We start from the raw sequence: 25,471 nt of genomic DNA on the forward strand, positions 1-25,471 counted from the left end.
ACTACTTCTGATTGAGTTGAGCTAGGAATTTATCCGACTCTGCTATTGCCGCATTCATCTGCTCTATTGCATAGGCGATGTCTTTTTCTAAGCTCATAAACTCACCTTGCAGCGAGCCGACAGCGCTCGCATTGAGGTTGTGCTTCAAGTAAAGCGTGTTGTCGCGAAGGGTATTGAGCACTGGGTCCATTTTCTTCTCGGCGCGCTTCATTGCTGACAGCATCGTTTGGTAAGACAATTTAGTTTCACGAAGTTTTTGCTCGCTCGAGCGGCGCAGTGAATCACTGGTGTAGAGATCTAACTCACTCTGCCACTCTTCAAACAGCGCATCCGACACATCTTCAATCGCAGCAATGCGGTCACTGACATTTTGCGCGGCTTTCTCGCTGTCTTGGTATTTATCATTGATTTGGTTGTACATGTCTTCAAGGTCGCCGCCACTGAAATTAGTCAGGCTACTCAAGGCTTCAAGTGCGCTGGTAAACTCTTCCTGAGCATCCTGCTGCGACTCTTTAGCGTCTTCCACTCTATCGACCATAATGTCACGCTTGTGGTAACCCACTTGCTCCATTGCGGAGTAATAAGCTGATTGGCATCCAGTAAGAGTAAAAATAGAGAGGACTATAACTATTAAATAAGGCATCCTAGTTTCCTATAGTTAAATAATATCAATCGTAGTAAATAACTGCCCAACCTAGCTTGTTAAAATGCTCGATAACGGCGTTAGAATTTTTGATTGTAGAATAACTACTTATCAAAAAATCTGCCTTGTTCTCAAGCCTTTTTCCTGCGCTATTTTTGAACATTTACTTACTGTGATTAATATGTCGGAATATTAATTAGGACTATGAACGAGTTACAAGGGAGTTACAAGTTGAAGATAAAAAAGGTCGCCACACTCAGTATTCAGTTTTCTCGCTATCTTTTGGCGCGAATGACGCACGATAGAGTCAACGTGAATGCGGGCTACTTGGCGTACATTACTTTGCTCTCGATCGTACCGATGTTGACGGTTCTGCTCTCTATCTTGTCATCATTTTCCATCTTTGCTGATGTTGGTATCGTGATTCAAAACTTCGTTATTATCAACTTTGTTCCAGCGTCAGGAGATGCGGTGCACGGTGCCTTGCTCGAGTTTGTTGCCAACACGGGTAAGATGACGGCGGTCGGTAGTGTGTTCTTGTTCATTGCGGCACTGATGTTGATCTCGAATATCGATAAGAACCTAAACTACATCTGGCGTGTTAATGAGAAGCGACGTGCGGTATTGTCGTTCTCAATGTACTGGATGGTGCTAACACTTGGGCCGATCTTGGTTGGGGCGAGTATTGCTGCCACTTCGTATGTGACATCGCTCAGTCTGCTACAAAATGAAGTCGTATCTGGCGCCTTTAATACCGTAATTCGCAAACTGCCTTTGATTCTCTCTTTCTTTGCGTTTTTCGGTCTGTACCTGTTGGTTCCCAACAAAAAGATACACTTTTCTCATGCGGCTGCAGGTTCTCTAGTGGCGGCTCTGTTGTTCGAACTCAGTAAGAAAGGCTTCGCGGCCTACATTACTCAATTCCCTTCTTACCAGTTGATTTATGGCGCATTGGCGGCGATTCCCATTCTTTTTGTCTGGGTTTATTTGTGCTGGTTGATTGTGCTGGTGGGTGCTGAGGTGACCGCTGCATTGGGTGAGCAGGAACAGTGGAGTGACTCGAAAGAAATGGTACACTCTTCGGATAACGACAAAATCACAGAGCAAGGAAACAACAGTGATAGCACTGATCCAGAGAGTAAGTGAAGCTGCCGTCCGTGTTGATGGCGAAGTAGTTGGTGAGATTGAACAAGGCTTATTAGTTTTGTTAGGCGTAGAAAAAGGTGACGACGAAGCCAAAGCCAAACGTTTGATGGAACGAGTGACCACTTATCGTGTCTTTGGAGACGAAGACGATAAAATGAACCTCAACGTGAAGCAAGTAGAAGGTAAGGTATTAGTGGTGTCTCAATTCACTCTGCCGGCCGATACCAAGAAAGGGACTCGAGCAGGGTTCTCTCGTGGTGCTCACCCAGAAGATGCTGAGCGTCTTTATAACTATTTCTCTGACCAGTGTGAATCAGTGTTACCAACGGAACGTGGCCGATTCGCAGCCGACATGAAAGTGTCTTTGGTTAATGATGGCCCAGTGACATTCTGGCTGCAGGTTTAGGCTTAAAGGAATAAGCATGTTTAAACTCATAACACCAACCACCGAAAATCAGCTAAACAAGTATTACCATTTTCGTTGGCAGATGCTCCGTGAACCTTGGCGAATGCCGGTAGGTTCTGAGCGCGATGAATATGACCCAATGAGTCACCATCGCATGATTGTTGATGGTCGTGGTCGCCCGATGGCGATTGGTCGTCTGTATATCACCCCAGATCTGGAAGGTCAGATCCGCTATATGGCGGTGAAGAAATCTCGCCAAAGTAAAGGCATGGGTTCGTTGATTCTAGTCGCACTTGAGTCATTGGCTCGCCAAGAGGGTGCTAAGCGCTTGGTGTGTAATGCACGTGAAGATGCGATCTCATTCTATGAGAAGAATGAATTTGAACGTCGCGGTGAGATTAACGATCAACGTGGCCCTGTGCGTCACCAACAGATGGTTAAGCATCTTGACCCAATGGCAGACGTTCTGCGTAAGCCTGAGTGGTGTAATGAGCTTCAGCAGCGCTGGGAACATCAGATCCCGATCAGTGACAAGATGGGCATCAAGATCAACCAATACACGGGTTACCAATTTGAGTGTAGTGCTCAGCTGAATCCCAACTTGAACCCGCATAATACCATGTTTGCAGGCTCTGCCTTTACCTTAGCGACCTTAACTGGTTGGGGGATGACTTGGTTATTGATGAAAGAACGCGGGCTGACCGGTGATATCGTGCTGGCAGACAGTAATATTCGTTATCGTCACCCGGTTGAGCAAAACCCTGTTGCCTCTACTTCATTGGATGGGATCAGTGGTGACTTGGACCGCCTTGCGTCAGGAAGAAAGGCACGTATCATCATTCACGTGACCATTCATAGCGGCGATGTGGAAGCGGTAGAGTTTACGGGAACCTATATGCTGATCCCTGATTATAAGAAAATACTATCGACGGATAGCAAGGCGAGTGAATAACTTCACGCTCGCTTGATGATAGATAGAATTATTGACTGAAAGCGCTACTCCTGAGGAGTGGCGTTTTTTTGTTGGCAGTCGTTAATCTCCGAATACTCAGCTTGGGTGAGCTTTCCTGAGATTTGATGACATGGGTCCGATAGGGTAATCGAGAGGGTGTGTTGCTCGGCTTTAAGCAAGTCGAGTTCTCCAGAAGCCTCGCCATTGAGCGTTTGAACCCTTTGTTCGCCTTGCTCTGCTGCTGACGCACCAATAATGTGCATCGGTTCGAGAGTGAAGCGCCCACGGTCAAAATGCGCATTAAGCTCTGGAATTTCAAACACGTTATCAGTCGATGTTTCAGAAAGCTTGTCATTAAAGGTCATCACACCCTGGCGAACGCTGCCAGTGAGTTGCCCTGTGGTTGAGTAACCGAGCATCAGTGAGTCGCCATATAAACCTGCGGCTTGAAGTTCAAACTCGCCATAGCCGGTTGCATCGAGTGGTAATTCAAGTCGCTGCAGCATGGGTGCTATCGGTAACCCATCGACAGAAATATCTAAGCTCCATGGCTTGCTGATTTGGTTAAAATCGAGCGTTGCATTGGCTTCAATGTAGCCATTCCTGAGTGGCGCAAACAGACGTGTCAGCGTCCATTTCCCTTGTTCGCTATTCATCTCAACCACAGGCTGTGCGCTGAGAATATTTTGATAGCTGGCATCATTGGCGCTCGCCATCAGCTTCCCTTGCCACAGACCCAGTTTTCTATCTTGCAGTAGTTGAACTTGATGCCCCTCGACATGTAATCCTGAGACCTGCCAGTAAGGTTGTTGTGCGAGTTGGATAAGTTGACTGCGTTCTATGTTAAGTCGGTTAATCTCGACGTTCTGGAGCTGTGTGAGCCAAGGTAATAGGCGAGCGGCCGGTAGAGGGCTATCTTGGTTTTCGGTAATCCACTTGATGCCTTGCAGGTCGAGCTGCGCTAATTGAATGCTGCTAGGGGTAACTTCGCCATTGAGCTGAACAGTGCCCTGCAGCAATTGAGTATAGAAATCCTCAATCAGAATCCGGTTTGCTTCTAGGTTGAGCTTTAGGCTTGGCTCGATGAACATGTCATCATCAATGGTCACTCCTTCTGCCTGTAGAGAAAAAATGGCTTTCTGTTGTTTCCAGATTTCAAAAGGCAGTTGGATATTTTCTAATGAGGCATCAAAGGCAGCGAGGTGGCCATCTTGCCACTCTACGTCGCTACGCAGAATATCTAAGCTATTGATGTGATTAATCTTAATGCCTGCAACATCCCACTCTTTGCTTAGTAGGTTTTGGGTCTGTTTCTGATTGAGTCGTAATCCATCGACGGTCACGTTCACCAACGACCAATCTTGTTGATACTGCTCTGCTTGACCGGAAATCTTGGCGCCACGCCAGTCAAATGAAGCACCATAAAGCGTGCTATCGCTAGGTTTTAAGTCTAGGTCAATCAACAGATTATCGAATGCTTCACCTTGCCAATACAGTTGTGAGGCAGAGAGTTGGGTTTTTCCATAAGGTAGCAGCGAGTTATCGTTGTTCCACGTTGGGGCGGAGATCTGCAGGTCGATGCCTCGCGCATTAAACTCTGGCGTCGAAAAGTCGAGATTGTTGATGGCCAGCTGGTGGAGCTTGATGTTTGGTTGGGTAAATAAAGAAGTCAGTGTTTTTAGATCGTCTGCCTCTAATTGTAGGCCGCTGATCAAAACAGATTCAAAGACCAGTTTGGCCTCTGTCATCGAGCTGGGGCTGAACCAAAGATCGATCTTGTCGATATACAGAGGTGTTTGCTTTTCTGGTTGGCTTTGGGTAATGCCCATTAAGGTGATGTGATAAGGCGCCTGATACTCAACATCTTCAATGAATACAGGTTGTTCAATCGTATGTTTGATAAAAAAGTTGGCAACATCCGCACGGTATTGGGTCTGCAGGCTTAATAGCAGCGCTGCGATAGTTGCAACGGCGATAGCCAACACAATGCCGAACACCATGAATACCTTTTTCATTCCCTGAAAGCCTTAAATTTCAATAGTCTTAAAACAGAGTGGAACAAAAAGGGTCAAGCATCAACAAAAAAGCCCCTCAAAAGAGGGGCTTGCTACAAAAATATCATTTTAAATTGGGCGTTTGCTTTTGGCTAAGCCCGAGCAGATGGTTGGATTAGTCCAGTTGAGGACCAGCTGCAACCAGTGACTTACCTTCAGCGTTGTCTGTGTACTTATCAAAGTTGTTGATGAAGCGCTCGGCTAGATCTTTCGCTTTGCTTTCCCATTGTAGAGGGTCAGTGTACGTATCGCGTGGGTCAAGGATCGCTGGGTCAACATCGTGCAGCGCTAGTGGCACTTCTAGGTTAAACATAGGGATAACCTTAGTTTCAGCGTTGTCGATTGAGCCATCTAGGATAGCGTCGATGATGCCTCGCGTATCTTGGATAGAGATACGTTTACCAGTACCGTTCCAACCTGTGTTCACTAGGTAAGCTTCAGCGCCAGCTGCTTCCATACGCTTCACAAGCACTTCAGCGTACTGAGTTGGGTGGAGAGTTAAGAATGCCGCACCAAATGCAGCAGAGAACGTTGGCGTTGGCTCAGTAATACCACGCTCAGTGCCCGCTAGTTTTGCAGTGAAGCCAGATAGGAAGTGGTACTTCGTTTGCTCTGGAGTCAGTTTAGAAACGGGTGGCAGTACACCGAATGCATCAGCAGTCAGGAAGATAACCTTTTGAGCGTGACCGGCTTTTGATACTGGTTTAACGATGTTATCGATGTGGTGAATTGGGTAAGAAACACGAGTGTTCTCAGTTTTTGAACCGTCATCAAAATCGATAGAACCATCACCACGAACTGTTACGTTTTCTAGTAGTGCATCACGACGGATTGCATTGTAGATTTCAGGTTCTGCTTCTTTAGATAGACGAATCGTCTTCGCGTAACAACCACCTTCGAAGTTGAAGATACCATCGTCATCCCAACCGTGCTCATCATCACCGATTAGCTCACGCTTAGGATCGGTTGAAAGCGTAGTTTTACCTGTACCAGATAGACCGAAGAAGATGGCTACATCGCCTTTCTCGCCGACGTTTGCACTACAGTGCATTGAAGCAATGCCTTGCAGAGGAAGCAGGTAGTTCATCATTGCGAACATGCCTTTCTTCATCTCACCGCCGTACCAAGTACCACCGATGATTTGAACGCGCTCTGTTAGGTTGAAAGCAACGAAGTTTTCAGAGTTTAGACCCTGCTTTTCCCAGTTAGGGTTAGTTGTTTTAGCACCGTTCATTACCACGAAATCAGGTTCGAACGTTGCTAGCTCTTCGTCAGTTGGACGAATGAACATGTTCTTAACGAAGTGCGCTTGCCACGCTACTTCAGTGATAATACGCACGCTTAAGCGCGTATCAGGGTTAGCACCACAATAACCGTCGATGACAAACAGGCGCTTGCCAGATAGCTGAGTTGTCACAAGCTCTTTCAGCTCATTCCATACTTCAGTTGTAATCGGTTTGTTGTCATTTTTGCCTTGATCTGACCACCACATGGTATCGCGGGTCGTGTCATCTTTAACAATGTACTTATCTTTTGGTGAGCGGCCAGTAAAGATACCAGTGTCTACCGCAACAGAGCCTAGTTCCGTTACTACGCCTTTTTCGTAGCCTTCCAAACCTGGCAGTGTTTCTTCAACGAATAACTGCTCGTAGCTAGGATTACGAAGAACTTCAGTAACGCCAGTCAGTCCGTGCTTAGTTAGATCAATTTGTGCAGCCTTTGTATGTTCCATAACGGTCATAGGTGCTCCTTGTAGGATATTTTGTAGGGATTTTGTATTAATTTTTTATTGTTATCTGCTCACCATGCTAGCAACGAGACTCGGGGGAAACAGGGATATAGCTCAAAAAATATCCATATTAGCCATGGGGTTTTAAGCGTCTCGTCACATATTGGCCCGACTAGTCTATCCTGTACGCAAACCTTTGCGCTAGGGGCGAGAACATTATTAATTGATTAAAATTAAGCGGTGATTTTATTACGAGATGTTACGGAGTTTGCGCTATTTTGATCACAAAAAAGGCCAGCTGAGTGCTGACCTTTTTGGGGTAAATTACGTGTTTTTGGTACGCCGTAAATTAATGAACCGTATTGCTGCCTTTATCTGCTGCTTCTGCGTACAGTGCATCAACATCATTCTTGTCGAACGAGTAGTTTGTGCCACAGTAATCGCAGTGTAGACCAACGCTTCCTTCGGTGCTTAGGATGTCGTAGATCTCTTCTTGAGCAACAGTAATGATTGCTGCTGCACTTCGATCGCGTGAACAGCCACAGAAGAACTCAACCGGTTGTGGTGTGAATAGCTGTACTTTCTCTTGGTTGTACAAACGGTAAAGCAGTTCGTTAGCTTCTAAAGTGAATAGCTCTTCGTTTTTCACGGTGTCTGTTAGTTGCTCTAGGTGCTCGAAGTCGTCTGGAGTACCGGTGCCGTCAGGCATTACTTGTAGCAACATACCTGCAGCGTGTGCTTTGCCTTCATGCTCGCCAGTGCGCAGCCATAGACGAGTCTTAAGCTGTTCAGAGTTAGCGAAGTAGCCTTCAAGCACTTGTGCAAGCGTGTCACCTTCAAGACCAACGATACCTTGGTAACGCTCACCTTTCTTAGGATCGATAGTGATCACTAGATGACCTTTACCCATTAGGGCGTGTAGACCTGCGTCGTCTGCGATATCGCCTTCAAAGCGAGCAACACCACGGATCTTCTGATCGTGATCGCCATTGATAACTGCTAGAGATACTGGGCCGTCACCTTGCAGCTGCATCGTGATAGAACCTTCAAACTTTAGGGTCGCCGTTAGTAGCGTCGTTGAAACCAGTAGCTCACCCAACAGCTTTTGTACTGGAGCTGGGTATTCCTTGCTAGAAATAATCTGTTGGTACGCTTCGTCCATCTGTACCAATTCACCACGTACTGATAGGTCTTCAAATAGGTAGCGATTTAAAACATTACTTGTAGACATTGGGTCTGCCATTTGGCTATTCCTTCTAGCTTATTGAGTCTTGAACTTGATGATGTCACGACGTTGCTTTTTATCTGGGCGACGTTCTGGTGCTGGGCTATGAGCATTTAGCTTGCGCTGTTGTGCAAACTCTTCTCTTTTTGCCAAGCTTTCGGTGGTTTCTTCATAGAGGGTTTGAGCGATCGGGGCTCCACCACGATGGGCTGAGATTTTCTCGATCGTTACCGTCTTTTCTTCATTACCTTGGCGCAGTGTAATCACAGCCCCAAGTTCGACAATTTTACTTGGCTTGCTGCGCTGACCATTATAGTGGACTTTGCCACCATCGACCATGTTGCGAGCAATAGACCGGGTTTTGTAAAAACGAGCTGCCCACAACCATTTATCGAGTCTGACAGCTTCATTAGCAGTTTTCATATAGGGCTGTGCCTTATTAAGTGAGAAATGAATGCGGTTTAACTGTAACGAACAGTGCGCAACATGTTTTTGATGATGCTTATCACATTAAGTAGAAGCTTAAAGTGGAGGCGGTTGGCATTTTTTTCAAGTCATAATACAAAATAGCCATGTTATGCCGATTTATCGATTTGCTATGATATAGTTCAGGATCTTATTGCTTAAATAAGCTTGGTATCGAACGAATGAATAAAAAAGCTGAAAGTTTAATGATTTGCAGCGTTTGTCGTCATGAAAAGGGACTAGGAAAGTGAACTTTTTAGAGCTCAAAAATCGCGTAGGGAATTCTCCTATGTTGAGCCGCTTATTAGAGAATGGATTTGTACTTCAGCAGAAACTAAGCTTAGCGACCTGTTGTGTATTGATTGCAGCTTCCGCATGGATCTTAGGGCAGCTTGCATGGTTTATCGAACCTGCTGAGCAAACTATCGCGCCTTGGACAGCAACGGCTTCATCGTCTTCAGCACCTCAATCGACCCTTGATATCTCTTCTTTGCAGCAGAGCAACATGTTTGGTGCTTACAACCCAAGCACGCCCGCTGTGGTTGAACAGCAAGTTATCCAAGATGCGCCTAAGACGCGATTAAACCTCGTTTTAGTGGGTGCAGTCGCGAGCTCGAATCCAAAACTGAGCTTAGCGGTGATCGCCAATCGCGGCACGCAAGCGACCTACGGAATTAATGAAGAGATTGAAGGCACTCGAGCCAAGTTAAAAGCGGTATTAATCGACCGCGTTATCATTGATAACTCAGGACGAGACGAAACCTTGATGCTTGAAGGTATTGAGTACAAGCGTTTGGCTGTATCAGCGCCTGCGCCACCTCGTAGCTCTTCTTCGGTTCGTGGTAATAATCCGGCTTCAGCAGAAGAGAAGCTTGATGAAATTAAAGCGAAGATAATGAAAGATCCGCAACAAATCTTCCAATATGTTCGACTGTCTCAGGTGAAGCGTGACGATAAAGTGATCGGTTATCGTGTGAGCCCTGGCAAAGATTCAGAACTTTTTAACTCTGTTGGGCTCCAAAACGGAGATATTGCCACTCAGTTAAATGGACAAGACCTGACAGACCCTGCTGCTATGGGCAACATATTCCGTTCCATCTCAGAACTAACAGAGCTAAATCTGGTGGTCGAGAGAGATGGTCAACAACATGAAGTGTTTATTGAATTTTAAAACTTTGCGTCTAACGAAGGACGAAAGTGTAGGAGAAGTACGTGAAGCATTGGTTTAAGAAAAGTGCATGGTTATTGGCAGGAAGCTTAATCTGCACACCCGCAGCCATCGCGAGTGATTTTAGTGCCAGCTTTAAAGGCACTGATATTCAAGAGTTTATTAATATTGTTGGTCGTAACCTAGAGAAGACGATCATCGTTGACCCTTCGGTGCGCGGAAAAATCGATGTACGCAGCTACGACGTACTCAATGAAGAGCAATATTACAGCTTCTTCCTAAACGTATTGGAAGTGTATGGCTACGCGGTTGTCGAAATGGACTCAGGTGTTCTTAAGATCATCAAAGCCAAAGACTCTAAAACTTCGGCGATCCCCGTTGTTGGTGACCGTGATTCAATCACTGGTGATAGCGTAGTGACGCGTGTAGTGACGGTTCGTAATGTATCGGTTCGTGAACTTTCTCCTCTGCTTCGTCAACTAAACGACAATGCAGGCGCGGGTAACGTTGTGCACTACGACCCAGCCAACATCATCCTTATTACAGGCCGAGCGGCGGTAGTAAACCGTTTAGCTGAAATCATCAAGCGTGTTGACCAAGCGGGTGATAAAGAGATTGAAGTCGTTGAGCTAAAGAATGCTTCTGCGGCAGAAATGGTACGTATCGTTGATGCACTAAGCAAAACCACAGATGCCCAAAACACACCAGCCTTCCTACAACCTAAATTAGTTGCCGATGAACGTACCAATGCGATTCTTATCTCAGGTGACCCTAAGGTACGTAGCCGTTTAAGAAGGTTGATTGAACAGCTTGATGTGGAAATGGCAACCAAGGGCAACAACCAAGTAATTTACCTTAAATACGCCAAAGCAGAAGATTTAGTCGATGTGCTGAAAGGCGTGTCGGACAACCTGCAATCAGAAAAGCAATCTTCAACCAAAGGCAGCTCATCGCAACGTAACCAAGTGATGATCTCCGCTCACAGTGATACCAACTCGTTGGTGATTACCGCACAACCGGACATCATGAATGCGCTTCAAGATGTGATCGCACAGTTGGATATTCGTCGTGCTCAAGTATTGATTGAAGCCCTAATTGTCGAGATGGCAGAGGGTGATGGCATTAACCTTGGTGTGCAATGGGGTAACCTTGATACTGGTGCTGTGATTCAGTATGGCAACACAGGTGCGTCAATCGGTGGCGTAATGGTTGGTTTAGAAGAAGCGAAAGACACTGAAACGACCACCGCAGTCTATGATGATAATGGCGCCTTTTTGCGTAATGAAACGACCACAGAATCCGGTGACTACTCAACGTTAGCTTCTGCTCTTTCTGGCGTTAATGGCGCGGCAATGAGCGTAGTGATGGGTGACTGGACTGCCTTGATCAGTGCAGTAGCGACCGATTCAAATTCAAATATCCTATCTTCTCCAAGTATCACCGTGATGGATAACGGCGAAGCGTCGTTCATTGTGGGCGAAGAGGTGCCTGTTTTAACTGGCTCGACCGCAGGCTCAAGTAACGATAACCCATTCCAAACGGTTGAACGTAAAGAAGTGGGTATCAAGCTAAAAGTCGTGCCACAAATCAATGAAGGTGACTCAGTTCAGCTGCAAATAGAACAAGAAGTATCGAACGTATTAGGCGCAAACGGGGCAGTAGATGTTCGTTTTGCTAAGCGTCAGCTAAATACGTCAGTGATTGTTCAAGACGGTCAAATGCTGGTGCTGGGTGGCTTGATTGACGAGCGAGCGCTGGAAAGTGAATCTAAGGTGCCGTTCTTGGGCGATATCCCTGTTCTAGGACACCTGTTCAAATCAACCAGTACTCAGGTTGAGAAAAAGAACCTAATGGTCTTCATCAAACCAACCATTATTCGTGATGGTATGACAGCCGATGGTATCACGCAGCGTAAATACAACTTCATCCGTGCTGAGCAGTTGTACAAGGCTGAGCAAGGACTGAAATTAATGGCAGACGATAACATCCCGGTATTGCCTAAATTTGGCGAAAGCATGAATTACCCGGCTGAACTTCAAGCCTTCATTGATCAGATGGAAACAGAATAATGGCTGAATTGGTAGGGGCGGCACGTACTTATCAGCGCTTGCCGTTTAGCTTTGCGAATCGCTATAAGATGGTGTTGGAGTATCAACATCCAGAGCGCGCACCGATACTTTATTATGTTGAGCCACTGAAATCGGCGGCGATCATTGAAGTGAGTCGTGTTGTGAAAAATGGTTTCACGCCACAAGCGATTACTCTCGATGAGTTTGATAAAAAACTGACCGATGCTTATCAGCGTGACTCGTCAGAAGCTCGTCAGCTCATGGAAGACATTGGTGCTGATAGTGATGACTTCTTCTCACTAGCGGAAGAACTGCCTCAAGACGAAGACTTACTTGAATCAGAGGATGATGCACCAATCATCAAGTTAATCAATGCGATGCTGGGTGAGGCGATCAAAGAAGGTGCTTCGGATATTCATATCGAAACCTTTGAAAAGTCACTTTGTATCCGTTTCCGAGTTGATGGTGTGCTGCGTGATGTTCTAGCGCCAAGCCGTAAACTGGCGCCGCTGCTCGTGTCACGTGTAAAGGTTATGGCGAAGTTGGATATTGCAGAAAAACGCGTGCCACAAGACGGTCGTATTTCTCTGCGTATTGGTGGTCGAGCGGTCGACGTTCGTGTATCAACCATGCCTTCATCACACGGTGAGCGTGTGGTAATGCGTCTGTTGGACAAAAACGCCACTCGTCTAGACTTGCACAGTTTAGGTATGACAGCAGAAAACCATGAAAACTTCCGTAAGCTGATTCAGCGCCCACATGGCATTATCTTGGTGACCGGCCCTACGGGTTCGGGTAAATCAACAACCCTGTATGCTGGCCTGCAAGAGCTCAACAGCAATGAGCGAAATATCCTTACCGTTGAAGACCCAATCGAATTTGATATTGATGGTATTGGCCAAACACAAGTGAACCCTAAGGTTGATATGACCTTTGCGCGCGGTTTACGTGCCATTCTTCGTCAAGATCCCGATGTGGTTATGATTGGTGAGATACGTGACTTAGAGACCGCTGAGATCGCTGTTCAAGCCTCTTTGACGGGTCACTTAGTTATGTCGACCCTTCACACCAATACAGCAATTGGTGCGATCACGCGTCTACGTGATATGGGCATTGAACCTTTCTTAATCTCTTCTTCGCTGCTGGGTGTTTTGGCTCAGCGTTTGGTTCGTACTTTGTGTAACGACTGCAAAGAGCCTTATGAAGCCGACAAAGAACAGAAAAAACTGTTTGGATTGAAGAAGAAAGAGAGCCTGACGCTTTACCATGCGAAAGGTTGTGAAGCGTGCGGCCATAAAGGTTATCGAGGCCGTACCGGTATTCATGAACTGTTGATGATTGATGATTCAGTCCAAGAGCTGATTCATAGCGAAGCAGGTGAACAGGCGATTGAAAAAGCAATTCGTGGCACAACACCAAGTATTCGAGATGATGGCTTGAGCAAAGTTCTGAAAGGGGTAACTTCCCTAGAAGAAGTGATGCGAGTGACCAAGGAAGTCTAGTATGGCGGCATTTGAATACAAAGCACTGGATGCCAAAGGCAAAAGTAAAAAAGGCTCGATTGAAGCGGATAACGCTCGTCAGGCTCGCCAAAGAATCAAAGAACAAGGCTTGATGCCGGTTGAGATGACCGAAGCTAAAGCTAAAACGACGAAAGGTGCACAGCCTTCGACCAGCTTTAAGCGTGGTATCAGCACGCCAGACCTTGCTTTGATTACTCGCCAAATTTCCACCTTGGTGCAATCAGGCATGCCGCTAGAAGAGTGCTTGAAAGCCGTGGCGGAGCAATCTGAAAAGCCACGTATTCGAACCATGTTACTGGCGGTTCGTTCGAAGGTAACGGAAGGTTATTCGCTAGCCGATAGCTTGGCTGATTACCCACATATCTTTGATGAACTGTTTAGAGCCATGGTCGCGGCTGGTGAGAAATCGGGTCACTTAGATGCGGTATTGGAGCGACTGGCTGATTACGCAGAAAACCGTCAGAAGATGCGCTCTAAGTTGCTGCAAGCGATGATCTACCCTGTGGTGCTGGTGGTGTTTGCGGTGACGATTGTTTCGTTCCTGCTGGCAACCGTGGTACCTAAGATCGTTGAACCGATTATCCAAATGGGCCAAGAACTTCCTCAATCGACACAATTTTTATTGGCATCGAGTGAATTTATCCAGAATTGGGGCATCCAATTACTGTTGTTGATCATCGGTGTGATTGTGTTGATTAAGACCGCTCTGAAAAAGCCGGGTGTTCGCATGAGTTGGGATCGCAAGCTATTAAGCATTCCACTGATCGGCAAGATCGCGAAAGGAATTAATACCTCTCGTTTTGCTCGAACACTCTCTATCTGTACCTCGAGTGCGATTCCTATCCTTGAGGGGATGAAGGTTGCGGTTGATGTAATGTCGAATCACCATGTGAAGCAACAAGTACTGCAGGCGTCAGACAGTGTTAGAGAAGGGGCAAGCCTGCGTAAAGCGCTCGATCAAACCAAACTCTTCCCTCCAATGATGCTGCATATGATCGCCAGTGGTGAGCAGAGTGGTCAGTTGGAACAGATGCTGACAAGAGCGGCGGACAACCAAGACCAAAGCTTTGAATCTACCGTGAATATCGCATTAGGTATCTTTACGCCAGCACTTATCGCTTTGATGGCAGGCTTAGTACTGTTCATTGTGATGGCGACTCTGATGCCGATGCTTGAAATGAATAATTTGATGAGCGGCTAACCTACCGCTTATAAGACGTTAGTTTTTGGATTAACGAGAAGAAGGACATTATTACCTTCAACTCGCTGTCTGTAATTTGGAGAAAATAATGAAAAATAAAATGAAGAAACAATCAGGCTTTACTCTACTCGAGGTGATGGTTGTTGTGGTTATCCTTGGCGTATTGGCGAGCTTTGTTGTACCTAACCTATTGGGTAATAAAGAGAAGGCAGACCAACAAAAAGCCATCACTGATATCGTGGCGTTAGAGAACGCGCTAGATATGTACAAACTGGATAACAGCGTTTACCCAACAACGGATCAAGGTCTTGATGCATTGGTTTCTAAGCCAAGCAGCCCAGAGCCTCGTAACTACCGCGACGGTGGCTACATCAAGCGTCTGCCAAACGACCCATGGGGTAACGAGTACCAATACCTAAGCCCTGGTGATAACGGCACTATTGATATTTTCACTCTTGGTGCTGATGGCCAAGAAGGTGGTGAAGGTATTGCTGCGGATATCGGCAACTGGAACATGCAGGATTTCCAATAAGCATCAGCTTATTGTTTGATTCGTTATTGTTGCTTGATACGTTATTGATGGTAGGACGTAAACAGATGGAGTCTAAAGGTGAAAACTAAGCAAACACAGCCAGGTTTCACCTTAATTGAGATTCTTTTGGTGTTGGTATTACTGTCAGTAACGGCGGTCGCGGTGATCGCGACCATTCCTACCAATAGCAAAGATGTTGCTAAAAAATACGCTCAAAGCTTTTATCAGCGAGTTCAATTACTCAATGAAGAGGCTATTTTGAGTGGTTTGGATTTTGGCGTTCGTGTTGATGAAAAGAAATCGACCTATGTACTGATGGCGCTTAAGTCCGAAGGCTGGCAAGAAGTCGATTTTGAAAAAATCCCCTCTTTAACTGAACTACCGGAAGAACTCGCATTGTCACTGACCTTAGGTGGTGGCGCATGGGAAGACGATGATCGGTTGTTCAACCCAGGAAGCTTGTTTGATGAAGATATGTTTGCTGATCTTGAAGAGGAAAAGAAGCCGAAACCACCACAGATCTACATCTTGTCGAGTGCTGAAATGACGCCATTTGTATTGTCGTTTTATCCAAATACCGGAGACACCATACAAGATGGTTGGCGTATTCGAGTATTGGACAATGGTGTGATTCGACTGCTAGAACCGGGAGAAGAAGATGAAGAGGAATAACCGTTCTCCTTATCGTTCTCGTGGTATGACCCTTGGTTCTCGAGGAATGACGCTGCTTGAGGTATTGGTTGCACTCGCTATCTTTGCGACTGCGGCGATCAGTGTGATTCGTGCTGTTACTCAGCACATCAATACCCTCAGTTATCTCGAAGAAAAAACCTTCGCGGCGATGGTCGTTGATAATCAAATGGCTTTGGTGATGCTGCATCCTGAGAAGCTAAAAAAAGCGCAGGGCACACAAGAGTTGGCCGAGAGAGAGTGGTTTTGGAAGGTCACGCCAATCGATACTAGCGATGATTTATTAAAGGCGTTTGATGTGAGTGTGGCAACCAGTAAACAAGCTTCTCCAGTGGTCACGGTGCGCAGCTATGTGGTCAAGTAAAAGCGTGTCGTTAGCTCAGAGCAAGTCGCTAAGTAAGAGCATGTCCGCCAATAAGCGTGTGCCTCGTAAACAAGGACTATCTTCGAAAGGGAGAGGCTTTACCTTAATTGAGGTTTTGGTCTCGATCGCTATCTTTGCCACGTTAAGCATGGCGGCTTATCAGGTAGTAAATCAGGTTCAGCGCAGCAACGAGCTTTCAATCGAGCGCAGTGCTCGTTTAAATCAACTGCAACGTAGCTTAGTCATTTTAGATAATGATTTTCGCCAGATGGCGGTGCGACAATTTCGTACCAACGGTGAAGAAGCATCATCTAAGCTGATCTTAATTAAAGAGTATTTACTGGATTCCGACAGCGTTGGCATCATGTTTACTCGCCTTGGCTGGCATAACCCACAGCAGCAGTTTCCTCGCGGAGAAGTCACCAAAGTGGGTTACCGCATTAAAGAAGAAACGCTTGAGCGTGTGTGGTGGCGCTACCCCGATACTCCTGCAGGACAAGAAGGTGTGATTACGCCTTTGCTTGATGATGTTGAAAGCTTGGAATTCGAGTTTTATGACGGAAGCCGCTGGGGGAAAGAGTGGCAAGCCGACAAATCGCTACCGAAAGCGGTAAGGTTAAAGCTAACCTTGAAAGATTATGGTGAGATAGAGCGTATTTATCTCACCCCTGGTGGCACGCTAGATCAGGCCGATGATTCTTCAAACAGTGACTCTTCAAGTAGTAATGAGGGGAATAATGACTCATCGAACTAATAAGTTTGCACTGACAAGGTCTGCCATGGGGCGCAAGCAGCGAGGTGTTGCGCTGATCATTATCCTGATGCTACTGGCGATAATGGCAACCATCGCAGGCAGTATGTCGGAACGCCTGTTTACTCAATTTAAGCGCGTGGGCAATCAACTGAATTACCAACAGGCTTACTGGTACAGCATTGGTGTCGAAGCGCTGGTGCAAGACGGCATTAGGCAAAGCTACAAAGACAGTGATACCGTCAACTTGAGTCAACCATGGGCGTTAGAAGAACAGGTATACCCGTTGGATTATGGTCAAGTTAAAGGCCGTATTGTTGATGCTCAGGCATGTTTTAATCTCAATGCGTTGGCTGGTGTGGCGACGACTTCAAGTAACCAAACACCTTATTTAATTACGGTTTGGCAAACCTTGTTGGAAAACCAAGATGTTGAGCCTTATCAGGCCGAGGTTATTGCACATTCAAGCTGGGAATTTGTTGATAGTGATACCCGAACCACCTCTTCAGCTGGTGTAGAAGACAGTACTTATGAGGCGATGAAGCCATCTTATTTGGCAGCGAATGGCTTAATGGCCGATGAGTCCGAGCTACGCTCGGTTTATCAAGTCACTGGTGAGGTGATGAATAAGGTTCGCCCCTTTGTTTGTGCTCTGCCGAGCGACGATTTCCGTTTGAATGTGAATACTCTTACGGAAAAGCAGGCGCCGTTATTGGAAGCGATGTTTGCCCCCGGCTTAAGTGAATCGGATGCCAAACAGCTGATAGACAAACGCCCATTCGATGGTTGGGATACGGTGGATGCGTTTATGGCTGAGCCTGCTATTGTGGGTGTGAGTGCCGAAGTCAGCAAAAAAGCGAAAGCATATTTAACTGTAGATAGCGCCTATTTTGAGCTAGATGCAGAGGTATTAGTTGAGCAGTCACGTGTACGTATACGGACGCTTTTCTATAGTAGTAATCGAGAAACAGTGACGGTAGTACGCCGTCGTTTTGGAGGAATCAGTGAGCGAGTTTCTGACCGTTCGACTGAGTAGCGAACCACAAAGCCCTGTGCAGTGGTTAGTTTGGTCGACAAGCCAACAAGAAGTGATAGCAAGCGGTGAACTGTCTAGCTGGGATCAGCTTGACGAGTTAACGCCTTACGCTGAAAAGCGCAGCTGTATCGCTTTATTGCCGGGAAGTGAATGCTTAATTAAGCGTGTTGAGATCCCGAAAGGTGCTGCTCGCCAGTTCGATTCTATGCTGCCGTTTTTATTAGAAGACGAAGTCGCACAAGATATCGAAGACTTACACCTGACTATTTTAGAGAAAGACGCAACGCACGCGACAGTGTGTGGTGTGGAACGTGATTGGCTTAAGCAGGCGCTGGATACTTTCCGCGAAGCGAACATTATCTTTCGTAAAGTATTGCCTGATACCTTAGCGTTGCCTTTAGAAGATCAAGGCATCAGTGCGCTGCAGATCGACCAACATTGGTTATTGCGTCAAAGCAACTATCAAGCAGTGTCGATCAATGAGGCGTGGCTAGCGATGTTCTTACAAAGCGATTGGGTTGCCTTAGATGACGAAGAGCAATCACCAACGATTTTTAGCTACACCGCACTGCCAAGTGATGACGTTCAACTGCAAAGTGGCATTGAGTGGCAAGCTAAACCTGCTGAACTGGTGATGTCTTTACTGAGCCAACAAGCCATTACAAGTGGCGTAAACTTACTGACTGGCACCTTTAAAACCAAATCTTCATTCAGTAAGTACTGGCGTGTATGGCAAAAAGTAGCGATCGCAGCTTGTTTGCTGGTGGCGGTGATCGTCACTCAGCAAGCCTTAAAGGTTCAGCAGTACGAAGCACAAGCCGAAGCGTACCGAACGGAGAGTGAACGTATCTTTAGAGCGGTGCTGCCTGGTAAACAGCGTATTCCGACGGTCAGCTACCTTAAGCGCCAGATGAACGATGAAGCTAAGAAGTATGGTGGCTCGGGTGATGGTGATTCCTTACTTGGATGGCTAGCGTTACTGCCAGAAACTTTAGGACAAGTGAAAGCCATCGAAGTGAATAGTATTCGCTACGACGGCAACCGCTCAGAGGTGAGATTGGAAGCGAAAAGTACTGACTTCCAATATTTCGAGACTGCGCGAGTGAAACTTGAAGAGAAGTTTACCGTTGAGCAAGGGCCATTGAATCGTAATGGTGATGCCGTATTTGGCAGCTTTACTCTTAAACCCCATCAATAACCTGCGTAAGGAGATCAGTGATGAGAAATATGATTGAGCCACTCCAAGCGTGGTGGACTTCAATAAGTCAAAGAGAGCAACGACTAGTGATTGGTTGCTCAATTCTATTGGTGGTCGGTGTCGTTTATTGGGGGCTAATCCAGCCACTCAGTCAGCGAGCTGAACTTGCGCAGACCCGTATTCAAAGCGAGAAGCAACTACTGGCTTGGGTAACCAATAAAGCCAATGAAGTGGTTGAACTACGAGGCAGTGGCGGCATTAGTGCCAGTCAACCTCTGAATCAATCTGTGCCAGCTTCTATGCGTCGCTTTAATATCGAGCTAATACGCGTGCAACCACGTGGCGAAATGTTGCAAGTGTGGGTAAAACCTGTGCCTTTTAATAAGTTCGTTGACTGGCTAACATACCTGAAAGAAAAACAGGGTGTGGAGGTTGAGTTTATGGACATTGATCGCTCCGATAACCCAGGGGTTATTGAGGTCAACCGACTACAGTTTAAACGAGGTTAATGTGAAACGCGGTTTATCTTTGAAGTTAGGTTTACTTTTTGGCGGCATCTTTATTGTCTTTTTCTCGGTTAGTCTGTTGCTGCATCTACCGGCCTCTTTTGTACTCAAACATGCACCGGCTGTGCGTGGCTTGAATATTGAAGGTGTTGAAGGAACGGTTTGGCAGGGCAGCGCCAATAATATCGCCTGGCAGCGTGTTAATTACGGTTCAGTACAGTGGGACTTTCAGTTCTCTAAACTCTTCCAAGCCAAAGCTGAATTAGCGGTTCGTTTTGGTCGTAATAGCGACATGAACTTGTCAGGAAAAGGGCGTGTTGGGTACAGCATGAGTGGTGCGTATGCGGAAAACTTAGTCGCATCAATGCCCGCTGCTAACGTGATGAAATATGCTCCAGCCATTCCAGTCCCGGTTTCAATTGGTGGAAAGGTTGAGCTGATGATCAAGCATGCGGTTCATGCTCAACCTTGGTGTCAGTCTGGTGAAGGTACTGTGGCTTGGTCTGGTGCTGCAGTCGATTCACCTGTTGGTTCATTAGACCTTGGTCCTGTGATTGCGGACATAACCTGTGAAGACAGTACAATTGCAGCCAAAGGCGTTCAGAAGAGCACTCAAGTAGACAGTGAGTTCTCAGCGAGTCTAACATCTAACCAGCGCTACACATCTGCAGCGTGGTTTAAACCGGGTGTTGAATTCCCGCCAACGATGCAAAATCAGCTTAAATGGTTGGGTAATCCTGATAGCCAAGGTAAGTACCAGTTTACTTATCAAGGTCGTTTTTAGCTAAACGGCTAAGGGTCACTAAATTACGAGATATAAAAAACGGGCACCTCACTGAGGTGCCCGTTTTGTTTGTTCTGAGAATCTAGAGGATATCTGACAGTTAAAGGGAGCAAACTCGCCTAGTCTTTGCCTTGCAAAATTTCTACCCACGGTAAATCTGCATCACCGAGTACAATGAAGTTCGGGTTTTCTAGCGTTTCTCTTTCATTGTACGAAAGCGGTTCTAGTTGAGTACTTAAGATACGTCCGCCAGCTTCTTCAACAATGCACTGCGTTGCGGCGGTATCCCACTCTCCGGTTGGTCCAAGGCGCAGATAACAATCCACAGCGCCTTCTGCGACTAAACAGGCCTTAAGCGCTGCTGAGCCTAGAGGAACCAAATCATAATTCCATGCTGAGCTCATACGGCTAGTGATGCGATTGATGTCCTGGCGACGGCTGATCGCCATGGCGATTGACTGGTTTGGCAGCTCGTGACGATGCGTTTTGATTTTCACGCTGTCATTAAGGTCTGGGATCTTCCAAGCGCCTTTGCCACTGTAAGCGTAATAGCTCACACCTGAAACGGGTGCGTATACCACGCCCATCACTGGCTTGTTATGCTCGATTAGGGCGATAATTGTCGCGAAATCACCACTTCGTGCGATGAACTCCTGGGTGCCGTCCAGTGGGTCAACTAACCAGTAGCGATCCCATTGAGAGCGTTGCTCTAGGCTGATGTCGGCGTCTTCTTCGGATAATACGGGAATATCAGGCGTCAATTCACTGAGTTTTTTTAATATCAGCTTATGTGCTGCAAGATCGGCACTGGTTACTGGAGTGTCATCACTCTTAATGAACTCTTCGTAATCCTTTTTCTCGTAGATCTCTAAGATGAGTTGACCAGCAGAGCGAGCAATCTCAATGACAGAGGGTAGGAGGTGAGACAAATCTTTTGTTATTGGCATAAATGTTCTCTTACTCTTAGAGCGAGCCTGAATGTTCTAGTTATTGTTTAATACACGAAGGCTTAAAAGCAGGGCTGTAATACTCCGAGCCTCACAGAAATCGAGATGTGTTAACAGTTCTTCGGCTTGAGCAAGTGGCCAGCGCACAATATCGAGAGGCTCTGGCTCATCACCTTCTAGCTTTTCTGGGTAGAGGTCTTCTGCAATAAACAGCGTCATTTTGCTAGAGAAGTAAGAGGGTGCAAGGATCACTTCCTTCAGCGGAGTAAGCTTGTTGGCACCGAAGCCTATCTCTTCTTTGAGTTCGCGAACGGCGGCTTCGTTTGGCTGCTCACCTGGATCGATAAGCCCTTTCGGAAAGCCCAGTTCATAGCGTTCTGTGCCCGCTGCGTATTCACGCACCAATAGAATGTCGCCTTGTTCAGTAATCGGAACCATCATTACTGCGTTGCGGCCACTAGGCTTCATGCGTTCGTAAGTGCGCTGTTCGCCGTTTGAAAAGCGTAAATCGAGAGACTCGATAGAGAATAGTTTTGATTGAGCGACAGTTTGCTGAGCCAAAATCTCTGGCTTGGTCCTTTTTGTCATTGCGCTCGCTCCTTAGCTCATTGGAATTCTTTCTTATAAAGTCATTCTAATATAGGGGAAATGACGTTGAGTTCCTAGATCCGAGTTTTCATATCCTAGAATTATTAGAGCAGGAACCGATTGCGATCACTTGAATACCTTACTCAAGATGGTAACCAACCGAGAATTCGGGTTATTTCGTTCGGGAATACAAGAGCATAGTGAGATCGTGTTCGAGCGTATCTGTTTAGCCCTAAAACAAAAAAGGTTGATGCTTGCGCATCAACCTTTCAAATAACAACTAACACTAAATCAGTGATTAGTAGTAAGAGTGCTCACCACGATCGTGCTCAGTTGCATCACGAACAGCAGTCAGTTCACCTTCAAACTGTTGAAGAAGTTCTTTCTCGATGCCTTCTTTTAGCGTTACATCAACCATAGAACAACCGTTACAACCACCACCGAATGCTACAATAGCTGCGCCGTCTTCAGTGATTTCTACCAAGCTAACGTGACCGCCGTGACCAGCAAGTTGTGGGTTAACTTGTGTTTGAATTGCGTATTCAACACGTTCTACAAGTGGTGCATCGTCTGCGACTTTACGCATCTTAGCGTTTGGTGCTTTAAGCGTTAGCTGAGAGCCCATTTTGTCAGTAACGAAGTCAATTTCAGCTTCATCTAGGAACGGTAGGCTTAGCTCATCTACGTATGCACAGAAAGCTTCGAATTTAAGCTCTGTGTCAGACGCTTCGATAGCATCTGTTGGGCAGTAAGAAACACCACACTCTGCGTTTTGTGTACCCGGGTTTACCACGAACACACGAATGTTTGTACCTTCAGGCTGCTGTGACAGCAGATTGGCAAAGTGAGTTTGAGCTGTTTCTGTAATAGTAATATTTGACACGACGAATACCTGAGTAGATTTGTAGGTTATTAGCGCCATTCTACTCCTGTCAGATTTGTAATTCAGCCCTTTTTTGTTGGATTGCTGTACAAGTAGTGATTCACAGCTTTTATCCAGAGGGCTCAGGAGTGCGGCAGATGCAGTAAATATCAATCCTTTTAACGTCCACTTCAAGTAGTAATTGGCATAATTGATACACAGTACTGCCGGTGGTTACAACATCATCAATTATCGCGACGTGAGAGGGGATAGTTCCTTGAACGTCTTGTTTTCGCAGCGCAAAAGCGCTCTTTAGATTGTGTAATCGTGCGGATTTAGTCAGCCCCTGCTGGGAAGCCGTTGAGCGAATTCGACGAAAGAGCACATCACTTTCAACGCCAAGCTCTTGAGCCGTGTAGTCGGCTAGCAGCTTACTTTGATTAAAGCCGCGATGAGTATATCGACGCCAATGCAGCGGCACGCTGGTGATCAGCGGAGCAGGATATTCGATACGTGATGCCAATAGCTTAGATAGATCACGTGCAAACCAAAACTTATCAGCGTACTTCATTTGCTGAATGTAACCTGCTGTAGGGAAGGTGTAATCGCCGACACAGTAGAGGCGATGCCAAGGTGGAGGTTGAGATAAGCACTGTCCGCACTGCTCTACTGTGAGCAGTGTTTTTAAACCACATCGTTGGCAGCGTGGTACTGGCTGAAAGAGTTTGAGACAAGAATTGCACCATCGAGGATGTGTATCACTGGGCAGTTTATCAAGTTTGCACAGGTGGCATTGAGGTGTGACCAGACGTGGTGTGTGTTTTTGTAGCCAATCGGATAACATAGCTCGTGATGCTTTTGGGTTATGGTGTTCCTTTTGCTCACCATACTGAAAAGCGCGGATTATCGCTGATGGAAAAAGTAGGGAATATTGAGAATGAGTGACGCGTTATATTGGCATGTTTCTGGGCAAGGGCCTGATTTAGTACTGGTTCACGGCTGGGGAATGAACGGTGCGGTATGGCAACAAACCGTTAATGCATTACAAGCTGATTTTCGAGTGCATGTTGTCGATTTACCAGGGTATGGACACAGCGCGCACTGCCACGCTCAAGATCTTGAAGAGATTGCTCAGCAGCTTTTGGCCGAAGCACCAAAGCAAGCGATTTGGGTGGGTTGGTCACTTGGAGGCTTGGTCGCAACGCACATGGCTCTCCATCACTCAGATTACGTGAGCAAGCTGGTGACTGTCGCCAGTTCTCCCAAATTCGCCGCTGCAAAAGAGCCCGTGTTATGGCGAGGCATTCAGCCCAACGTATTAAGCGCATTCACCGAGCAACTGGTTGAAGATTTCCAAACCACCATCGAACGCTTTATGGCATTGCAAGCCATGGGCAGCCCTTCAGCAAGGCAAGATGTAAAACAACTCAAGCAAGCGGTGCTGTCTCGCCCGTTGCCGAACCCTGACTCATTATTGGCAGGATTAAAGATGCTGTCGGATGTCGATCTGCGTGAACAACTGCCTGAGATTTCAGTACCAATGCTACGCTTGTATGGTCGATTAGATGGATTGGTGCCAATCAAGGTTGCGAAAGACTTAGGCACAGCCTTGCCTCATACCGAGCAATACATATTTACCCAGTCTTCGCATGCACCGTTTATGACCGAAGCGGATGCCTTTTGCAGTGAGCTTGTCAGCTTCGCACAAAAATAATTGCTAAATATATATCCGGCTTGGTCGATATATAAGCTAATACCAATCACAGTAAGTAAGTGTTCAAAAATAGCGTAGGTAAAAGGCTTGAGAACAAGGCAGCTTTTTTTTGACAAGTAGTTTCGATAAGTAGTTATTCTACAATCAAAAAATTTAACGCCGTTATCGAGCATTTTAACAAGCTAGGATGATCAGTTATTTACTACGATTGGTATAACACCAACGTGTTGCTTGATACTCAGACCTAACTCTCTCCTGAGCTGATTGCGCTAAGTTGGGCTATGCCTGTTGTGCTGACTCACAGTACAACAGCGTTATAGCAAAAACGATGGGCGATTCTTGAGGAGAGTTCGCGATGATTGTGTCACCTGCAACTGCAGTGAGTGTGCCACTAATCGCCCCGTCCGTTAATGTGCAAACAGAGCAAGTTGCGCGTGATAATAGAGTCCGAGAGCCTGTTGCTCCCGCAGTAGCATTGGCGAGAACCAATGCAGAGCGTAAGGTAAAATCAGACGATAAACGAAGGCAGCAGTCGGCTTGGGATCCTTCAGACCATCCAGGTTATGAAATGGAGAACGAGTCAGAGGCCAATTCGGTTAGCCAAGAAGAGCCACAAGACCCTTTTGATCGGCTGTTCAGCTTATTGGCACTGAAAACATACAGTGCTGATCAAGGCAAAGGTTATACCATGCGTTTCCGCCTGCCAAAGCATGTTTTAGATGCGGCGATTCAGGAAGGACAGATGGAGAAACGACGTAAGGTCATAAAGTATCATTATGGTCATGCTGTTGCGCCTCATGCTCCATCAGAGATGTTGGTGGTCTTATAAATCAAAAGTTTACGAGTCAACCAAGCTTCGATGTCTTTTTTGAACACATAATAAAAAAACCTGCATACCCTAAGGGATGCAGGTTTTCT

Annotated in this window: 26 protein-coding genes; 17 read left to right on the forward strand and 9 right to left on the reverse strand. The window is 46.3% G+C overall.

The window, feature by feature from the left end; all coding sequences use genetic code 11:
* Position 1: 1 nt before the first annotated feature.
* A complete protein-coding gene (locus AB6E54_RS11895) occupies positions 2–643 on the reverse strand; it encodes a DUF2959 domain-containing protein (protein ID WP_029235101.1) in 642 nt (213 codons plus the stop codon).
* A 204-nt stretch (positions 644–847) separates the two neighbouring features.
* On the opposite strand from AB6E54_RS11895, the gene AB6E54_RS11900 reads away from it, so the two are divergent.
* From AB6E54_RS11900 to AB6E54_RS11910, 3 genes are read left to right on the forward strand one after another with little or no spacing between them, the layout of a single operon-like run.
* On the forward strand, positions 848–1,789 hold the full coding sequence (locus AB6E54_RS11900) for a virulence factor BrkB family protein (protein ID WP_229648024.1): 942 nt from the start codon (positions 848–850) through the stop codon (positions 1,787–1,789).
* Entirely contained in the window at positions 1,761–2,195 is a 435-nt protein-coding gene (gene dtd, locus AB6E54_RS11905) for a D-aminoacyl-tRNA deacylase (protein ID WP_004735590.1), read from the forward strand. Before AB6E54_RS11900 ends, dtd begins: the two co-directional genes overlap by 29 nt.
* Positions 2,196–2,211: 16 nt before the next feature.
* Positions 2,212–3,147, forward strand: a complete 936-nt coding sequence (locus AB6E54_RS11910; protein WP_102332597.1) for a bifunctional GNAT family N-acetyltransferase/hotdog fold thioesterase — start codon at positions 2,212–2,214, stop codon at positions 3,145–3,147.
* Positions 3,148–3,191: 44 nt separating this feature from the next.
* Here AB6E54_RS11910 and AB6E54_RS11915 read toward each other — a convergent pair whose 3' ends face one another.
* From AB6E54_RS11915 to hslR, 4 genes are all read right to left on the reverse strand, one after another.
* Positions 3,192–5,162 carry an AsmA family protein gene (locus tag AB6E54_RS11915; RefSeq protein WP_102332598.1) on the reverse strand — a complete coding sequence of 657 codons (1,971 nt, stop codon included), beginning with the start codon at positions 5,160–5,162 and terminating at the stop codon, positions 3,192–3,194.
* A 154-nt stretch (positions 5,163–5,316) separates the two neighbouring features.
* Positions 5,317–6,942 carry a phosphoenolpyruvate carboxykinase (ATP) gene (pckA, locus tag AB6E54_RS11920; protein ID WP_017062492.1) on the reverse strand — a complete coding sequence of 542 codons (1,626 nt, stop codon included), beginning with the start codon at positions 6,940–6,942 and terminating at the stop codon, positions 5,317–5,319.
* 337 nt (positions 6,943–7,279) lie between these two features.
* Positions 7,280–8,173, reverse strand: coding sequence for an Hsp33 family molecular chaperone HslO (gene hslO, locus AB6E54_RS11925; protein ID WP_017063067.1), 894 nt, complete (start codon positions 8,171–8,173; stop codon positions 7,280–7,282).
* 18 nt (positions 8,174–8,191) lie between these two features.
* Entirely contained in the window at positions 8,192–8,578 is a 387-nt protein-coding gene (gene hslR, locus AB6E54_RS11930) for a ribosome-associated heat shock protein Hsp15 (RefSeq protein ID WP_017062490.1), read from the reverse strand.
* A 331-nt stretch (positions 8,579–8,909) separates the two neighbouring features.
* Here hslR and gspC point away from each other — a divergent pair, with 331 nt between their 5' ends.
* The 12 genes from gspC to AB6E54_RS11990 all read left to right on the forward strand — a co-directional run bounded on the left by gspC (position 8,910) and on the right by AB6E54_RS11990 (position 20,442).
* Positions 8,910–9,791, forward strand: coding sequence for a type II secretion system protein GspC (gene gspC, locus AB6E54_RS11935; protein ID WP_017062489.1), 882 nt, complete (start codon positions 8,910–8,912; stop codon positions 9,789–9,791).
* A 41-nt stretch (positions 9,792–9,832) separates the two neighbouring features.
* Positions 9,833–11,857 (forward strand): type II secretion system secretin GspD, encoded by a 2,025-nt coding sequence (gene gspD / locus AB6E54_RS11940; protein WP_065585033.1) that lies wholly within the window; start codon positions 9,833–9,835, stop codon positions 11,855–11,857.
* Positions 11,857–13,359: a type II secretion system ATPase GspE gene (gene gspE, locus AB6E54_RS11945; protein WP_372105870.1), complete on the forward strand. Its 1,503-nt coding sequence runs from the start codon at positions 11,857–11,859 to the stop codon at positions 13,357–13,359. The genes gspD and gspE overlap by 1 nt, the downstream gene beginning before the upstream one ends.
* Position 13,360: 1 nt before the next feature.
* Positions 13,361–14,581, forward strand: a complete 1,221-nt coding sequence (gene gspF, locus AB6E54_RS11950; RefSeq protein WP_017070113.1) for a type II secretion system inner membrane protein GspF — start codon at positions 13,361–13,363, stop codon at positions 14,579–14,581.
* An 88-nt stretch (positions 14,582–14,669) separates the two neighbouring features.
* The gene (gene gspG / locus AB6E54_RS11955) at positions 14,670–15,113 is read left to right on the forward strand and encodes a type II secretion system major pseudopilin GspG (protein ID WP_004741459.1); all 444 of its coding nucleotides are present in this window, start codon (positions 14,670–14,672) and stop codon (positions 15,111–15,113) included.
* Positions 15,114–15,191: 78 nt separating this feature from the next.
* Positions 15,192–15,785: a type II secretion system minor pseudopilin GspH gene (gene gspH / locus AB6E54_RS11960; protein WP_017062484.1), complete on the forward strand. Its 594-nt coding sequence runs from the start codon at positions 15,192–15,194 to the stop codon at positions 15,783–15,785.
* Positions 15,772–16,167 carry a type II secretion system minor pseudopilin GspI gene (gspI, locus tag AB6E54_RS11965; RefSeq protein ID WP_048612449.1) on the forward strand — a complete coding sequence of 132 codons (396 nt, stop codon included), beginning with the start codon at positions 15,772–15,774 and terminating at the stop codon, positions 16,165–16,167. The genes gspH and gspI overlap by 14 nt, the downstream gene beginning before the upstream one ends.
* Complete coding sequence (gspJ, locus tag AB6E54_RS11970; protein ID WP_017063073.1) at positions 16,154–16,921, forward strand: type II secretion system minor pseudopilin GspJ; 768 nt, start codon at positions 16,154–16,156, stop codon at positions 16,919–16,921. The genes gspI and gspJ overlap by 14 nt, the downstream gene beginning before the upstream one ends.
* The gene (gspK, locus tag AB6E54_RS11975; RefSeq protein WP_017062481.1) at positions 16,905–17,954 is read left to right on the forward strand and encodes a type II secretion system minor pseudopilin GspK; all 1,050 of its coding nucleotides are present in this window, start codon (positions 16,905–16,907) and stop codon (positions 17,952–17,954) included. Before gspJ ends, gspK begins: the two co-directional genes overlap by 17 nt.
* Positions 17,923–19,152 carry a type II secretion system protein GspL gene (gene gspL, locus AB6E54_RS11980; RefSeq protein ID WP_102332601.1) on the forward strand — a complete coding sequence of 410 codons (1,230 nt, stop codon included), beginning with the start codon at positions 17,923–17,925 and terminating at the stop codon, positions 19,150–19,152. Before gspK ends, gspL begins: the two co-directional genes overlap by 32 nt.
* Positions 19,153–19,172: 20 nt before the next feature.
* Positions 19,173–19,661: a type II secretion system protein M gene (locus AB6E54_RS11985; protein WP_102332602.1), complete on the forward strand. Its 489-nt coding sequence runs from the start codon at positions 19,173–19,175 to the stop codon at positions 19,659–19,661.
* Position 19,662: 1 nt separating this feature from the next.
* Positions 19,663–20,442 carry a type II secretion system protein N gene (locus AB6E54_RS11990; protein ID WP_372058093.1) on the forward strand — a complete coding sequence of 260 codons (780 nt, stop codon included), beginning with the start codon at positions 19,663–19,665 and terminating at the stop codon, positions 20,440–20,442.
* A 119-nt stretch (positions 20,443–20,561) separates the two neighbouring features.
* On the opposite strand, the gene cysQ is transcribed toward AB6E54_RS11990, so the two are convergent.
* The 4 genes from cysQ to AB6E54_RS12010 all read right to left on the reverse strand — a co-directional run bounded on the left by cysQ (position 20,562) and on the right by AB6E54_RS12010 (position 23,683).
* Entirely contained in the window at positions 20,562–21,389 is an 828-nt protein-coding gene (cysQ, locus tag AB6E54_RS11995) for a 3'(2'),5'-bisphosphate nucleotidase CysQ (RefSeq protein WP_017062477.1), read from the reverse strand.
* A 36-nt stretch (positions 21,390–21,425) separates the two neighbouring features.
* A complete protein-coding gene (gene nudE / locus AB6E54_RS12000) occupies positions 21,426–21,977 on the reverse strand; it encodes an ADP compounds hydrolase NudE (protein WP_019826462.1) in 552 nt (183 codons plus the stop codon).
* Between the two features lie 298 nt (positions 21,978–22,275).
* On the reverse strand, positions 22,276–22,860 hold the full coding sequence (gene nfuA / locus AB6E54_RS12005) for a Fe-S biogenesis protein NfuA (RefSeq protein WP_102332663.1): 585 nt from the start codon (positions 22,858–22,860) through the stop codon (positions 22,276–22,278).
* 109 nt (positions 22,861–22,969) lie between these two features.
* Positions 22,970–23,683 carry a ComF family protein gene (locus tag AB6E54_RS12010; protein ID WP_170962812.1) on the reverse strand — a complete coding sequence of 238 codons (714 nt, stop codon included), beginning with the start codon at positions 23,681–23,683 and terminating at the stop codon, positions 22,970–22,972.
* Between the two features lie 93 nt (positions 23,684–23,776).
* Here AB6E54_RS12010 and bioH point away from each other — a divergent pair, with 93 nt between their 5' ends.
* Positions 23,777–24,553: a pimeloyl-ACP methyl ester esterase BioH gene (gene bioH, locus AB6E54_RS12015; RefSeq protein ID WP_017063077.1), complete on the forward strand. Its 777-nt coding sequence runs from the start codon at positions 23,777–23,779 to the stop codon at positions 24,551–24,553.
* Positions 24,554–24,908: 355 nt separating this feature from the next.
* Entirely contained in the window at positions 24,909–25,382 is a 474-nt protein-coding gene (locus tag AB6E54_RS12020; RefSeq protein ID WP_017063078.1) for a hypothetical protein, read from the forward strand.
* Positions 25,383–25,471: the final 89 nt, after the last annotated feature.

It is taken from the genome of Vibrio sp. 10N.247.311.49 (assembly GCF_041467655.1).
Lineage (GTDB): Bacteria > Pseudomonadota > Gammaproteobacteria > Enterobacterales > Vibrionaceae > Vibrio > Vibrio crassostreae_C.